Raw genomic sequence first — 15,400 nt, forward strand, 5'->3', positions numbered from 1 at the left:
AGTCACACTCCACAATTAGAATTATATTTTATTATTAGGGGGATCACTTAATCTGGTGTTTGAAACGTGCCGTTGAGCTCTTTTCTACTAACGAGTTAAGCAAAGGTAATGCATTCATTTATTGTAAAAGCATTATTGAAAAATAGTTAATTGTTTTGGAGGTGGTAAGAGGTGAAATGTTTGATTATGTGATTAAGATTCCTTTTAACTCACTAGGCACGCCAAGGTTTACAGAGCTTCTAACTTAATAAACTTATTTTTTTGGTCAGTTGTCAGCCTAAACTGCCCTCTAACCCCTATTTGTGTAAGAAATGGTCTAAACCGAGTTGCAGGTAACTGTAAGCGTAAACCTGTTGTTGTTATCACTTGAACTTTACTTGCGGCGCCAGAATAGCTGGCCAAAAACTGCTGATATGAGATGTTAAGTTGGAAAATATAGCGATTCATACGATACCTGTATAAATATACAGTGCCAGTGTTTTTTGGCACTTTTAGATGTCTGACGGTTAAACTGAACTTGAAGCTGCTCTAGCTTATCGAAAATTCGATGAACCAGAAACAAAAAATCAGTGGCAGATATTCTCTACCACTGATGACCTTTCGTTGTAGCAAACAGTTTATTAGTAAACCGCTTATTAGCAAACAGTTACCTGAATGCGCGCTGACTTAAGCCTCTAGTGCTTTCGTCACTTTCTCAAACAAGTCTTTTGCTAGGTTGTCCATGTTCTTTAACGTCTCTAGTTCTTTTTTGATAAGAGCTTGACGTTCATCATCGTACTTACGGAACTTAAGTAGCGGGTCAATCAGACGTGAAGCCACTTGTGGGTTGCTGCTGTTTAGCTCACGTAAGATCTCGCCAGCAAATGCATAGCCTTGACCAGACTTGTCGTGGAATTGAACCGGGTTCATGTTTAAGAATGAACCGACCAAGTTACGGGTACGGTTCGGGTTCTTCAAACTGAACGCCTGGTGCGACATCGACGCTTTGATCACTTCAAGTGCGTTTGAACTTGGGTTTGTACCTTGCAATGCAAACCACTTATCCATAACAAGACCATCGTGTTTCCACTTGTCACTGTAATCCACCATCAAGGTTTCACGACATGGTAGTTGTGCACTGTTTGCCGCGCCCATTGCTGCCATCGTATCTGTCATGTTATTCGCTTGTTGATACATCGCAACAACCAAGTCATTACCCTGCCCAGTATGAGCTAAGTAACTTAAGCAAACTTTACGTAGAGTACGCTTACCAATCGAATCGTGATCGATCGTGTATTCTGTTAGTGCGTGGCTGTGATAAACCGCCGCTAACTCGTCTTCAAGTTCTGCAGCTAATGTAACTTTCATCGAGTTAAGAACCGATGCGACCGCATCAATATCAACACGCTCATACCAACCTGATACTTCATTGTGGCTTGGTAGAGAGAGCATTTCTGCAATAAATGCAGGCTCTAGTGAATCACTCAGCAGTACGCCACGGAATGCATCAACAACAGAATCAGAAAGCTCAAACGCTTGACCCTGTTGAACCTTCTCAACGTTACTGCGGATGTACTTCGCTAATAGCATTTGACCCGCATCCCAACGAGAGAACTCATTGCGTGCATTTACCATTAGGAAGATCAGTTCTTCATCTGAATAGTTGTACTCCAGTTTCACTGGCGCAGAAAATTCACGAAGTAATGATGGGATCGGTTGCTCAGAAACGTTTTCAAACACGAACGTTTGCTCTGCTTCTTTCACATCTAATACATTATGAACTGGCTTACCGTTACATTGTAACTCAACAACTTCACCCGCAGCTGTGTACAGCTCGATATCAAGAGGAATATGCAGAGCCTGCTTTTCCGTTTGCTCATGAGTTGGCGCTGTTACTTGGCGAGTTGTTAACGTGTACTGTTTCTTCTCTGCGTCGTACTTACTTTCAACAGACAGCGTCGGCGTACCAGATTGGCTGTACCATAAACGGAACTGAGATAGGTCGATGCCCGACGCATCTTCCATTGCCGCGACGAAGTCTTCACATGTTGCAGCCGTACCATCGTGACGTTCGAAGTAAAGCGTCATGCCTTTTTGGAAACCGTCTTCACCCAACAATGTGTGGATCATTCGGATCACTTCACTGCCCTTTTCGTACACAGTCAATGTGTAGAAGTTATTCATTTCTATCACTTTTTCTGGACGAATTGGGTGAGACATCGGACTTGCGTCTTCAGCGAATTGTGGCCCGCGAATAATACGAACATTGTTGATTCGGTTTACTGCGCGAGAGCCAAGATCAGATGAGAACTCTTGATCGCGGAATACGGTTAAGCCTTCTTTCAGACTTAACTGGAACCAATCGCGACACGTCACTCGGTTACCTGTCCAGTTGTGGAAATATTCATGGCCGATTACTGCTTCAATACCTAGGTAATCTGTATCCGTTGCAGTTTGGTCGTTTGCTAGAACGAACTTCGAATTGAATACGTTCAAGCCTTTGTTTTCCATCGCACCCATGTTGAAGAAATCAACGGCTACGATCATGTAGATGTCTAAGTCGTATTCAAGATTGAAACGTTCTTCGTCCCACTTCATTGAGTTAATCAAAGAAACCATCGCGTGGCTCGCACGGTCTAGATTGCCTTTATCAACAAAGATTTCTAGGTCAACTTTACGACCCGATTGTGTAGTGTATGCGTCACGAAGTACATCAAAGTCACCCGCTACTAAAGCAAACAAGTACGCTGGTTTTGGATGTGGGTCTTGCCACTTCACCCAATGACGACCGTTTTCAGCTTCACCTTCATCTACACGGTTACCATTACTTAATAAGAATGGGTTCTCTGCTTTGTTTGCAATTACCGTTGTAGTGAATTTCGCCAACACATCTGGGCGATCCATGTAGTAAGTGATACGGCGGAAACCTTCAGCTTCACATTGAGTACAGAACGCGCCACCCGACTTGTACAAGCCTTCAAGTGCACTGTTCCCTTCAGGGTTAACTTCGGTAACGATGGTTAGAGTAAATTCTTTTGGAAGGTCATTCAGCGTAAGTTGAGTTTCAGACTGTTCATATTGAGTCCACTCTTTACCTTCTACCAAAACAGAAACCAACTTCAAGCCTTCACCATCAAGTACTAATGTCGTGCTGTCTTTCTCCTGCTTAACACTAGAAACAGCCGTAACAATGGATGCTGAGTCGTACAAATCGAAAGTAAGATCGATTTCAGAAATCGTGTGAGATGGTGATTGATAATCTTTACGATACTTAGCTTGAGGTGTATGTGCCATGACGGGTTCCTTTTGATCGTTATACGTAATTATTTTTTAACTGTATATATCTAAAGGTTGAGCGCCAATAAAACAAGGGGAATATTAAAAAAAGGAGGCATTGTAAGAAAATGCCTCCATGTTTTGCTATTTTATCAATCAAATCAGACAGGAACGCCTAAGAAATGAACTGTGCACAATATTATCAACGAGTACGCCGTTACTGCTAAAACTCACGATTATCGAATGCGATTGAGTACCGCAAACATATCTCCCTCTTCACCTTGCAGCGTTAACACATCGCTGTTCAGTGTATATCGAGTGCCGTGTTCACCGTTCTCATAAAGTAACACTAGTTGATCGCCTTCTGTATAATACACCCCGCGACGAATGACTTCACCACCTTCTTCATCTGATACTCGGAACATGAATATAAAGTCCGGCTGAAGGACTAAATCCATTTTTTGAATGTTACTCGCACGTAGATCGCTTCCAGACAGTTGGGCACTTGACCAGATTCCCGCCAATGCATTTGGCAAGGCCTTAGTGAACATAACACCGTTAAGATTCAGCATGTTGTGATTACTGCTGTACGCGTAAACCTGAGGTTCTGAGGTATTCAAACCCAAAATAATCGTGTCTTCATTGGCGTTATACAAACCTTCCCAATGATCGACACTGTAGTCTTTCTTTTGGATATCGATAGTGAATGAGTAGTTTGAATCAAGAGTGAGCTTGATCGCTCTAAAGTTTTCAGTGCCTTGCTCAGGATCAGGATTCATCAAATACCAATCACCAAGCAGCAAAGGAAGGTCAAAATGAGATAGATTACTATCACTTTTTGATTGTTGGTTACTCGAAGCGACCTCGCTCCCAAAAGCCACAAAACTTAAACAAGATAAAAATAGTAGAATCCATTTCATAAGCGTCCCCTCGTTTTCTTTAAGCTTAGGCACGTAATGAATAGAAAGCGAAAAAATATGATCTAAGTCACTAAATTTTAAGTGCGAAGTAACTTAAATGTCATTATCACTCGAAAAATAATACTTAAGTTTAGTTATTTTTACAGTGTACTTCACAGCCGAAAATCAAATAACAGTGGTTCTGCAGCAAGTTAAAAAGCGAGGAAGCATGCCGTTAACATGACATTATTCGAGGCAAGAACACAGGTACAAAAAAAGCGAGCCTAAGCTCGCTTTTCAAATAGTACGTCTTTAAACAATCACCTTATAACAGGTATTTTGTTTATTTCTTGATCATATCCAGCATGATAGCAACTGATTCATCAAGATAAGCATCCGGGGCTTCGTAGTCTTTTGGAATATCATCCAACGTTTTAAATGCCTCTAACTTAGCGGCTTTTTGACGTTGATTGATACGATCTAGACGAAGCGCATCCGCATCATCGCTCTCTTGCTGACGTACCTTTTCATTCAAAGAAAGGTCGTTATCGTCTTTATCTGCCTTATATTTTTCAATATCTTGCGCGATAAAGCCAAATTCCATGTCTGTCGCAATACGAGCTTGGTGTTGAGCTGTTAAAGCAGCAATTTGCTCATCGTTACGCTGTAACACTGAGTAGTTTGCTTTATCAATGCTGTCCCAAGGTAGAGCATTGTCTTCAACACTTTCACCAGTATCTGCCGGGTCTATTGGCGTTGGGTAAGCAATATCAGGTACTACACCTTTGTTTTGCGTACTGCCACCATTGATTCGGTAGAATTTCTGGATTGTGTATTGAACGTAGCCCAACTCTTTATCGAACAAATCATAGATATGATTCAAAGAACGATGTTGTTGTACCGTACCTTTACCGAAAGAGTTTTCACCTAGGATGATTGCACGACCGTAATCCTGCATCGCTGCTGCAAAGATCTCAGATGCCGAAGCACTGTAGCGATTCACCAATACCGTTAACGGACCTTGGTAACTGATTTCACCATCAGTATCGCTGTTCACTTTGACACGACCGTAGCTATCACGAACCTGAACAACAGGCCCCTCTTTGATAAATAAACCAGAGAGTTCGGTTGCTTCCGTTAGTGCACCACCGCCATTGTTTCGCAGATCAACAATAATACCTTCAACACCTTGCTCTTTAAGCTCGGTGATCAGTTTATCGGTATCTTTAGAAAGACCAACATAGAAACTAGGTACTTCGAGTACACCAATCTTCTTGCCATCTTTCTCGATAACTTCTGATTTAACAGCGCGGTCTTCTAAACGAATCTTATCGCGTACAATTGTGACAACGTGACTTTTTGCATCTTTACCATCTGGCAAGATCTGTAGCTTAACTTTAGTCCCTTTCGGTCCTTTAATTAATTGCACTACATCGTCTAAACGCCAGCCGATAACATCAACAATTTCTTCGCCATCTTGACCAACACCAACAATGCGGTCTCCATCACTCAATTGTTTGCTGTTTGACGCAGGGCCACCAGCAACTAAAGAGCGAATAACGGTGTAGTCGTCTGTCATCTGAAGCACAGCACCAATACCTTCTAGAGATAGGTTCATCTCAGATTGGAATTGTTCTGCATTTCTTGGAGAAAGGTAACTTGTGTGAGGATCAACTTCACGCGCAAACGCGTTCATGTAGATCTGGAAAGCATCTTCATTATGCGATTGCGTAATACGCTTCATCGCATTGTTGTAACGCTTTTCCAAAACTTCTTGAATCTCTGGCCACTCTTTACCAGTAAGTTTTAGATTCAACGCATCATATTTAACGCGTTTTCTCCAAAGCTCATTCACTTCAGCGATATCTTTTGGCCACTCAGCTTCACTACGATTGAGCTCAATACTTTCATCGGTATCAAACTTAATCTCTGTATCTAGCAAAGACAATGCATATTGAAAACGTTCAAAACGCTTCTGCATAGACAGATTATAAACATCGAATGCAATCTGGTTATTGCCCGATTTCAGCTGATCATCAATTTGTTTAGATGACGCAGAGAAAGAGTCAATATCAGCTTGAGTGAAGATATTACGATTATAATCCAGCATCTCTAAGTAACGATTAAAGATAGCTTGAGAGAAATCATCGTTGAGATTGAAGTGTTTATAGTGAGAACGAGTAAATCGAGAAGTAACACGTTTACTAGCAGTTTCGTGTTGGACCTCAGGAGCGAGTAGAGGTAAATCGTCCTGATCTAATTTGGCTTCAAGAGCCTGAGCTGAAGCTGCTAGCCAAAAGCTAGCAGCAATCAGTGTCAATTTTGAACGGCATTTCATGCGTAGGAGTATCTCCTTTAAGCGCGCAAGTGCTCCGCTTTAACAACCATTTGTAGGCCGTTTGCTAACTGAACACGCACATCTTCCTTATTGATTTCAACAATGGTCGCAGCCATGTTTCCTTTACCCATGTTCACATTTACTTCTTTGCCAGCGATGAATTCGTCAGCGTTCAAAGCGCGTGTTTCTACAGGCTTTTCTACTTTTGGTGCTTTAGGCGCTTGACGACGAGGCTGTTGAGCTTTCTTCGCCTTAGGTTTCGCTTTGCCTTCTTCACGAGCTTTTTGTGCTTGTTCTTTACGACGAGCCTGAACTTTCGCTTTGCTTTCAGCAAGTGTAGCTTTAGCGTGTTCAACGTGCTCTTCTTCTAGTGTGCCACACGCGTTGCCGTCTAGGTCAACACGTTCTGCGCCAGCTTTTACGCCGTGCAGGTAACGCCATGATGATGTGTACTGTCTTAACGCTGCACGAAGCTGAGTCTTACTTACTTTTTCGTCTTCATTTAGACGTTCAGCAAGATCTTGAAAAATACCAATTTTAAGTGGCTTCGCTTCACCTTCTAGAGTAAAGCATTTAGGGAAACATTCAGCAATATATGCGATAACTTCTTTGCTGTTTTTTAACTTTTCAGTGTTTTCCATGTGGGTTCCTGGTTTTTGCGGTTTTCCGCGAGCATTAAGAAAATATTTTTACGTATTATAGAGAGATGCTTGGGAAAAACCACAGTAAGAGAATAATTTATGCCTTGTTCGCGTGCGAATTAAGCAGCTTTTCCACTTCTGCCATGAAAAATGTCAATCCGTCCTCGTCAATTTGAGAAAAACGACCAACATTTGGGCTATCAATATCAAGAACACCCGCTATTTTTCCGCCAATCGAGAACGGAATAACGATTTCTGAGTTACTTGCAGCGTCACAAGCGATGTGACCTTCGAACTCATGAACATCATGAATGCGCTGAACTGTATTCGACGCAACCGCAGTTCCACACACTCCACGCCCTACCGGAATTCGCACACAAGCAGGTTGACCTTGGAAAGGACCCAGTACAAGTTCGTCTTTTTCCTTAGCTTGGTCCTGCTTCATTAAATAGAAACCCGCCCAATTCAAGCCATCCAATTCCATGAATAATAATGAACTGATATTAGCAAGATTAGCAGTTAGATCGGTTTCTGATTCAATTAATGCAACGGCTTGTTTGGTTAAGCGTTGGTAATGTTCTATTTTCATATTAACTTCCAATTAAATTGAGACTTCCATTATCAAGAGAACGCAGTAGAATGCGGCCATCAAACTAAATAGGACTTATTCTCATTACAATGAACAATTCAGAAGACACTATTAGCCGTTCTTGGTTAATAACTCAAGTAAAAAAACACAAGTCCAAATTACTGTTTGCTAACATTATTGCCATATTTGCAACTCTCATTAGTGTCCCTATCCCGTTGCTCATGCCATTAATGGTTGATGAAGTATTACTTGATAAGCCCGCTTCAGGCTTAGAGATGATGAACCACCTACTTCCATCTTCATTACAAACACCGACTGGCTATATATCACTAACTTTGTTGTTAGTGATTATCATGCGCTCCGTTAGCCAAGCGTTAAACATTCTGCAAGGGCGTCAATTTACACTCGTCTCAAAAACAATTACCTATCAAATGCGAAGCAAGATGATAGATAAGCTTGGCCGCATTAGTATTAGACAGTACGAAACCAAAGGCAGCGGTGGTATCAACGCCCACCTGATAACAGACATAGAGACGATAGATAAGTTCATTGGCTCGACTTTGTCTAAGTTCCTCATCAGCTTCTTAACCGTGTTTGGCACCGCGATCGTGTTATTGTGGTTAGAATGGCGATTAGGGTTGTTCATTTTACTGGTCAATCCTGTTGTGATTTATTTCTCCCGTAAACTAGGTAGCAAGGTTAAACACCTTAAAAAATACGAAAACCAGTCTTTCGAGCGCTTTCAAAACCGTTTGGTGGAAACCTTAGATGGCATTTACCAACTGCGTGCAGCGAATAAAGAGCGCATTTTTCTCGATGAGCTAAAAGTTCAAGCAAACCAAGTAAGAATCGATGCCGACAAATATGCATGGCAATCTGAAGCTGCTGGGCGTGTTTCGTTTCTGCTCTTTCTATTAGGCTTTGAACTTTTCCGAGCTGTCGCGATGTTAATGGTGCTATTCAGTGACTTAACCATCGGTCAGATCTTTGCGGTATTCGGTTACTTATGGTTTATGTTAGGCCCAGTTCAAGAGCTGCTAGGGATTCAATTCTCTTGGTATAGCGCGAAGGCGGCACTACAACGAATCAACGATCTTCTTCAGTTAGAAGAAGAGCATCGCCCAGTAAGCAAGGTAAACCCTTTCAATGAAAACCAAGAAGTGACGGTAGACATCGAAAACGTTACATTCTCTTACACATTAGAAAACACTGTTTTAAATAGCCTATCACTGCACATCCCTGCTGGTAAAAAGGTCGCTTTAGTGGGTGCGAGTGGTGGCGGTAAATCCACATTAATCCAATTGCTGATTGGGGTTTATCAAGCCGATTCAGGTTGTATACGCTATAACGGCGAAAAAACTGATGACATCAGCTTTGATATTATCCGCAATGAAATTGCCGTTGTTTTACAACAACCTATACTCTTTAACGATACATTAAGGCATAATCTGACCCTTGGCGCTGAATACGATGAAATGTCGTTATGGCGTGCGCTTGAAGTCTCTCAAATGCAAGATGTTATTAAGCAACTGAGTAATGGATTGGATACACAAATTGGTAGGAACGGAGTTCGACTGTCTGGCGGTCAACGACAACGTCTAGCAATAGCCCGCATGGTGCTGAGCAATCCTAAGTTTGTTATTCTTGATGAAGCGACATCTGCACTCGACACTGCAACAGAGTCGGCACTGCATAAAGCTCTGAGCGAGTTTTTGAAAGATCGCACAACTTTGATAGTGGCTCATCGATTATCAGCGGTGAAACAAGCCGATCTAATCTATGTTTTAGAAGATGGGCAAGTCACACAGACGGGAACACATGGTGAATTGGTTGAACAACAAGGACTTTATCAAACACTCTACGGCAGTGTGCAATCGCACGCCTGATGTTTATAGTTCTGAGTCTTTAAGTCGGGCATCGAGTCTGACTAACGTTTCAACTTGGGAGGTCGCGTGACCTCCCCATCCGTTACCCCCCCTTTATCAACGAAGCATCAATGCGATAGCAGCTCAGTGCGTCTTTGTCAGGGCTGCGAGCTTCCCGTAGATAAAATGGACATCCCTTTGGGGAAATCTGCTTACTGTCCAAGGTGTGGTACTCAGCTTTATAGAGGCGGGACCCCTAGCCTCTCTGGAAACCTAGCAATTGCGATTACCTGCTTATTGCTGTTTATCCCCTCGCACTTTTTTGAATTCATCAGTATTCGCCTGATTGGTGTCATGATACCTGCTACATTACCATCCGGCGTCTTTACTTTAATGGGTGAAGGCTTCCCTCTGCTTGGCTTACTGATCCTGTTCTGCAGTTCGATCGCTCCGTTGCTCGTGTGTACATCGGTACTCATTACCCATTTATCATTGCGATTCAAATTTTTTACACCATTTAGGTATGCGTTAGCCATCATCCAGACATTAAAACATTGGATGATGTTGGATGTGTTTCTGGTAAGTTTGGCGGTCTCATGTTTCAAACTGCAAGATTACTCAGATATTTTTGTCGGCCCTGGATTGGTTGGCCTCATTCTTCTGCAGCTTTTCAGTGTATTGTTGGTAAGCCGCATCAGCGTGCGTCGCTACTGGGAAGCTTGGACAAAAGAATCTGACTACTCATTTACTGAAAGTAAGAACGTACACTGTCACAACTGCCACCTATCTCAACCGGATGGGCATACTTGTGTGCGTTGTCACCATGACTTATACCACCGCAAGCCCTACTCTATACAGAAGACATGGGCACTGTTGTTTGCCGCATCAGTGGCTATTGTGCCAGCCAACGTCATTCCGATTTCTATCCTTATCACCAACGGACAAAGGCTAGAAGACACAATAATTTCCGGTGTCGCGTCGCTAATAAATAGCGATATGTATGGCATTGCAGCGATCATTTTCATTGCCAGTATCGTCGTGCCCGTCGCGAAAATACTGGGCCTCGCGTACATCTTAATCTGTATCAAGATGAAGCGTACGATTTACCACAGACAACGTATGACCATCTATTTCATCGTGAAATGGGTGGGAAAATGGTCGGTTATGGATCTATTCGTTATTTCGATCATGATGACCTTGGTCGACCGCGGACAAATTTTAAACTTTACACCAGGTTATGGTGCAGTCGCTTTTGGCGTCGTGGTTGTTCTCACGATGCTAGCAGCGGAAAGCTTAGATCCTAGGCTAATTTGGGATAACTACACCTCTAAAGATGAGTCAGTGAATGAACAACGATAACCAATCACAAACGTCATATTCACCAGAAGTAAGGAAAAACAAAGGCATCTCCCCTTTGTGGATTCTGCCGATATTAACCGTCGCCTTAGCCGGTTGGTTGGTCATGAAATCGATACACGATGCTGGACAACGTGTGCAGATATACTTTTCAGATGCCGCAGGTTTAGTCGCAGGTCGAACAACGATTCGTTACCAAGGCTTAGAGGTGGGTATGGTGCGTGACATCACTTTATCCAAAGATCTATCGAGCATCTATGTCGATGCTGACATCTACCCAGAAGCGAAGAAGCTACTCTCAAAAGGCACACGGTTTTGGCTAGTAAAACCAACCGCTAGTTTGTCGGGTATCTCAGGATTGGACGCGCTTGTTTCAGGTAACTATATTGCTATCCACCCGAGCGAAACCAAACAAGACCCAGAAACCGTTTTCCAAGCGTTAGAATCCTCCCCTTCTGACTTACTGGCTTCTGAAGGCTTGAACATTTCACTGACGACCAAAGATCTGGGCGGCGTGTCTGTTGGCTCTCAAATCGTTTACCGTAAAATCCCAATTGGTGAGGTTTACAACTACCAGTTAAACGACAACGCGAAATCCGTTACGATTCAAGCGTCGATTAAAGATGAATACAGCCATATCATTACCGACCAAAGCCGTTTTTGGAATGTCAGTGGCTTAGGTGCCAGTATTGGCTTTTCTGGTGTTGATGTTCGCTTAGAGAGCCTAAGTGCATTGCTTGGCGGTTCAATTGCGGTCGACTCTCCAGGAGAAGGCCAACCGGTTGAGATGAATACTAAGTTCAAACTCTACCCAGATCTGAAAACAGCGGGTCGAGGTATCTCTATCAAGATTGCCGTTCCCGATGATAATAAAATCAGTGCAACAGGTGCTCCGATCATGTATCGCGGCATTGAAATCGGTCAAATCACTGATTTATCGCTAAGTGAAGGGCGTGAAAACGTCGTTGCATCTGCCGCTATCCAACCGGCATTCAGTGACTTTTTAAACAGCGGCAGTAAATTCGTTCTAGAAGAGGCTGAACTGTCGCTTACTGGCATGAAAAACATTGCCAATTTAGTGACAGGTAACTTTTTAACCTTGGTACCGGGTGAAGGTGAAAAGGCGCGTCGATTTACTGCAATCCGCAAAAATGAATTCAGTCAGGAACAAGAGAAATCCGTTGCGATTCGCTTAACGTCGAACAATTCGTTCGGGTTAGATGTCGGTACACAACTTCTCTACAAAGGCATTGCCGTTGGCTCTATCATCCATGTGGGATTAGTTGATGGTGTTGGTACGGGCTCTGATAAACACGAAGTCTTCATGGATGCACTTATCGATAATGAGTACGCGCACCTTATCAAAAGCCACAACCGTTTCTTTGTGACAGGTAGTGCGACTGCAGAGCTAACCGAATCAGGCTTGAGTGTTACGGTCCCACCAGCAAAACAGCTTCTTACCGGCTCGATTAGCTTTGTGAGTGAAGGTAAATCTGAAGCTCGAACGGACTACCAACTTTTCCAAAGTAAGTCGTTAGCAGAAATTGCTAAGTTTAATCAGTCTGGTTCAAAGACACTTTCTTTGTTTGCCAGTGAGTTACCTTCAATTTCTAAAGGCAGCCCACTCCTCTACCGCAACCTACAAGTGGGTAATATTTCTGATTTTCAGCTTGCAGACGGTGGCGTAAGAATCAAAGTCACAATCGAAAATCGTTACACGCACTTACTCAACAAGCACACTGTTTTCTGGAACCGTTCAGGCGTTGAGGTTGATGCGTCGCTATCGGGTATCAGCATTAAAGCGGCACCAGTTAAAACCCTTATCCAAGGCGGTATTGCTTTTGACTCTCTGCCAGGAATCGACAACAAACTCGGCGATGTATGGAAGCTTTATAAAGATTCGAAATCCGCTCGAAAATTTGGCCGCGCGATTACGATCACCTCTTCTGGCGATCAAGAAGTTAGCAAGGGCATGGCGATCAAATATCAAGGTGTCACTGTTGGTGAGGTTACTTTGGTGATTCCGAACTTCAACAAAGGCGGCATTGAGATTACTGCGCGTATTTTACCTGAGTACGTCGACAAGATTGCCGTGGCGAATAGTCACTTCTGGTTGGCAGAACCTGAGATTGGTCTTAACGGCATCAAAAACGTCTCTGCGCTGCTCTCTAAACACATCAACGTAGATCCGGGCAAAGGTGAAAGAAACACGAAATTTGAGCTTAGCAAGGGACCAGTGCAGCCTGAAGGCAAGATATTCCAACTGCAAAGCGAAACGCGCGGCTCAGTATCTGAAGGTACACCTATCCTATTCCGTGAACTAGAAATTGGCAGTGTTATAGATGTTCAGCTGGGCGAGTTTGCTGATCGCATCATATCTACGATTCAAATAGAACCTGACTACACGTATCTAATCCGCGCAAACACCGTGTTCTGGAACGTGTCGGGCGTCGATGTCTCTATCGGCCTGTCAGGCGCAAACATCAAAGCCGGAACGGTAGACAGCTTGTTAAGAGGTGGTATTACATTCTCAACGCCACCGACAAATGAACTTCAACCAGTAGCAAGCGAAGATCAGTCTTTCTACCTCTATCCTCAAGCCGAAGATGAGTGGAAATCATGGAGAACCGCAATTCCTCGTCCATAGAGTGAACTCTCTGACGTTTCTGGAAGATTAATTCTTCATCAAAATGCAGCCATTAGGCTGCATTTTTGTTGTTTGCTGCAAATATGGTTTAGGACGGCCTCATTTTGCTTTAAACTCCCCGCATTAATGCAATAAATCGAGATACTCTTTTGCACGCTAACGTATATATTCCTGAAGAATTCCTAACGCACATCGAAGCAATCATGCCTAGTCATCTAGATATGGCTTCTTTTGTTGCGTCATGCCAAAAACCACTTCGTAAAAGTATTCGAATCAACACATTGAAAATCAGTGTTGAAGACTTCCTAGTACGAGCAAAAGAGAAAGGCTGGGAACTGGAACCTGTACCTTGGTGTGAAACGGGCTTTTGGATTACAGCGGACGAAAGTGAAGCGCCACTAGGTAATACGGCAGAACACATGTCTGGTCTTTTCTACATCCAAGAAGCCAGCTCGATGATGCCACCCTCGGCACTTTTCCAAGGCGAAGCTGATTACCAAGCGGTGCTAGACACTGCGGCTGCACCCGGCTCTAAAACAACGCAAATCGCTGCGCTAATGAATAATCGCGGTGTATTGGTTGCCAATGAGTATGCAGCAAGCCGTGTGAAAGTCCTTCACGCTAACATCGAACGTTGTGGCGTTCGTAATGCCGCTCTAAGTAACTTTGACGGTCGAGTTTTTGGTGGTTGGTTACCAGAACAGTTTGATGCTGTGTTGCTAGACGCACCCTGCTCTGGCGAAGGCACCATTCGTAAAGATGCCGATGCGATGAAGAACTGGACGTATCAATCAGTGGTCGACATTGCCGACACGCAAAAAGATCTGATTGAAAGTGCATTCCATGCTCTTAAACCTAATGGTGTTTTGGTTTACTCAACGTGTACGCTTAGCACCGAAGAGAACCAACAAGTGTGTCATCACCTAAAAGAAACCTTTGGTGATGCGGTTGAATTCGAATCTCTGGAATCACTATTCGACAACGCAAAAGCAACCACGACAGAAGAAGGCTTTCTTCACATCTTCCCACAGGTCTATGACTCTGAAGGTTTCTTTGTTGCACGTATCCGTAAACTAGCGTCTGTTACTCCACCAGAAGTTAAAAAACGTATGGGTAAATTCCCATTTGAAAAAGCATCAAAGAAAACTCAGCAAGAAGTCGCTGAACAACTAATGAGTACTCTCGATATCGAATTGCCAAGCGATACTCAGGTTTGGATTCGCGACAAAGACGTTTGGCTATTCCCAGAAGCGCTAGAGCCGATGATCGGTGAGTTCCGTTTTTCTCGCATGGGAATCAAGATCGCTGAAACCCATAAAAAAGGTTACCGCTGGCAGCACCAAGTAGCGACAACGCTCGCAACAGGTAATGAAGCTAATGTTGTAGAGCTTAGTATTGAAGATGCTCGTGAATGGTTCATGGGCCGCGATGTTCGCCCTGAAAACTTGTCAGGAAAAGGTGAAGTACTAGTGAAGTACAATGGTGCAATCATCGGCCTTGGTAAGTGGGTTGGCAACCGAGTGAAGAACGGTTTACCACGCGAACTCGTGCGCGATAAGAACCTTTTCTAAAAGCGTTCGCACTGAGTACACCTTAATAAACAAAAAGCCCAAACAACGTTAATTGTTTGGGCTTTTTCTATTCTATCGGCCATATAAGTCAGTGTGCGAGCGCTTGTAAATCAACAGCTAATTATATAAATATCAATTCAAATCACTATTTCCAAAAAGAAAAATCGCACTTTAGAGAATCTAAACTAGACTTCAATCTAACAGTCAAAAGATTAAAACGATTAGCGTAGGCTCTTCGG

At 43.2% G+C, this 15,400-nt stretch carries 10 protein-coding genes; 4 read left to right on the plus strand and 6 right to left on the minus strand.

All coding sequences use genetic code 11. From position 1 onward, the window contains the following. Positions 1-228 precede the first annotated feature (228 nt). The 6 genes from AB4384_RS15900 to AB4384_RS15925 all read right to left on the minus strand — a co-directional run bounded on the left by AB4384_RS15900 (position 229) and on the right by AB4384_RS15925 (position 7,722). Positions 229-447 (minus strand): DUF2835 domain-containing protein, encoded by a 219-nt coding sequence (locus AB4384_RS15900; RefSeq protein WP_004733645.1) that lies wholly within the window; start codon positions 445-447, stop codon positions 229-231. 219 nt (positions 448-666) lie between these two features. Next, the gene (gene pepN / locus AB4384_RS15905) at positions 667-3,273 is read right to left on the minus strand and encodes an aminopeptidase N (RefSeq protein WP_372129799.1); all 2,607 of its coding nucleotides are present in this window, start codon (positions 3,271-3,273) and stop codon (positions 667-669) included. A gap of 218 nt (positions 3,274-3,491) precedes the next feature. After that, complete coding sequence (locus tag AB4384_RS15910; protein WP_017068918.1) at positions 3,492-4,175, minus strand: hypothetical protein; 684 nt, start codon at positions 4,173-4,175, stop codon at positions 3,492-3,494. 322 nt (positions 4,176-4,497) lie between these two features. Then, a complete protein-coding gene (gene prc, locus AB4384_RS15915; protein WP_102394019.1) occupies positions 4,498-6,492 on the minus strand; it encodes a carboxy terminal-processing peptidase in 1,995 nt (664 codons plus the stop codon). A gap of 17 nt (positions 6,493-6,509) precedes the next feature. Then, positions 6,510-7,133: an RNA chaperone ProQ gene (gene proQ, locus AB4384_RS15920; protein ID WP_017057223.1), complete on the minus strand. Its 624-nt coding sequence runs from the start codon at positions 7,131-7,133 to the stop codon at positions 6,510-6,512. A 97-nt stretch (positions 7,134-7,230) separates the two neighbouring features. Beyond that, on the minus strand, positions 7,231-7,722 hold the full coding sequence (locus AB4384_RS15925) for a GAF domain-containing protein (RefSeq protein ID WP_017066966.1): 492 nt from the start codon (positions 7,720-7,722) through the stop codon (positions 7,231-7,233). 89 nt (positions 7,723-7,811) lie between these two features. Here AB4384_RS15925 and AB4384_RS15930 point away from each other — a divergent pair, with 89 nt between their 5' ends. The 4 genes from AB4384_RS15930 (at position 7,812) to rsmF (ending at position 15,161) form a co-directional block, all read left to right on the plus strand. Continuing rightward, positions 7,812-9,608 (plus strand): ABC transporter ATP-binding protein, encoded by a 1,797-nt coding sequence (locus AB4384_RS15930; RefSeq protein WP_372129800.1) that lies wholly within the window; start codon positions 7,812-7,814, stop codon positions 9,606-9,608. Positions 9,609-9,662: 54 nt separating this feature from the next. Further along, positions 9,663-10,946, plus strand: coding sequence for a PqiA/YebS family transporter subunit (locus AB4384_RS15935; RefSeq protein ID WP_372128287.1), 1,284 nt, complete (start codon positions 9,663-9,665; stop codon positions 10,944-10,946). Further along, positions 10,933-13,590 carry an MlaD family protein gene (locus AB4384_RS15940; protein ID WP_372129801.1) on the plus strand — a complete coding sequence of 886 codons (2,658 nt, stop codon included), beginning with the start codon at positions 10,933-10,935 and terminating at the stop codon, positions 13,588-13,590. Before AB4384_RS15935 ends, AB4384_RS15940 begins: the two co-directional genes overlap by 14 nt. Before the next feature lie 149 nt (positions 13,591-13,739). Further along, on the plus strand, positions 13,740-15,161 hold the full coding sequence (gene rsmF, locus AB4384_RS15945; RefSeq protein WP_017063836.1) for a 16S rRNA (cytosine(1407)-C(5))-methyltransferase RsmF: 1,422 nt from the start codon (positions 13,740-13,742) through the stop codon (positions 15,159-15,161). The last annotated feature ends 239 nt before the right edge of the window (positions 15,162-15,400 follow it).

This window comes from Vibrio sp. 10N.261.51.A4, assembly GCF_041471945.1.
In the GTDB taxonomy this organism is placed as follows: domain Bacteria; phylum Pseudomonadota; class Gammaproteobacteria; order Enterobacterales; family Vibrionaceae; genus Vibrio; species Vibrio crassostreae_C.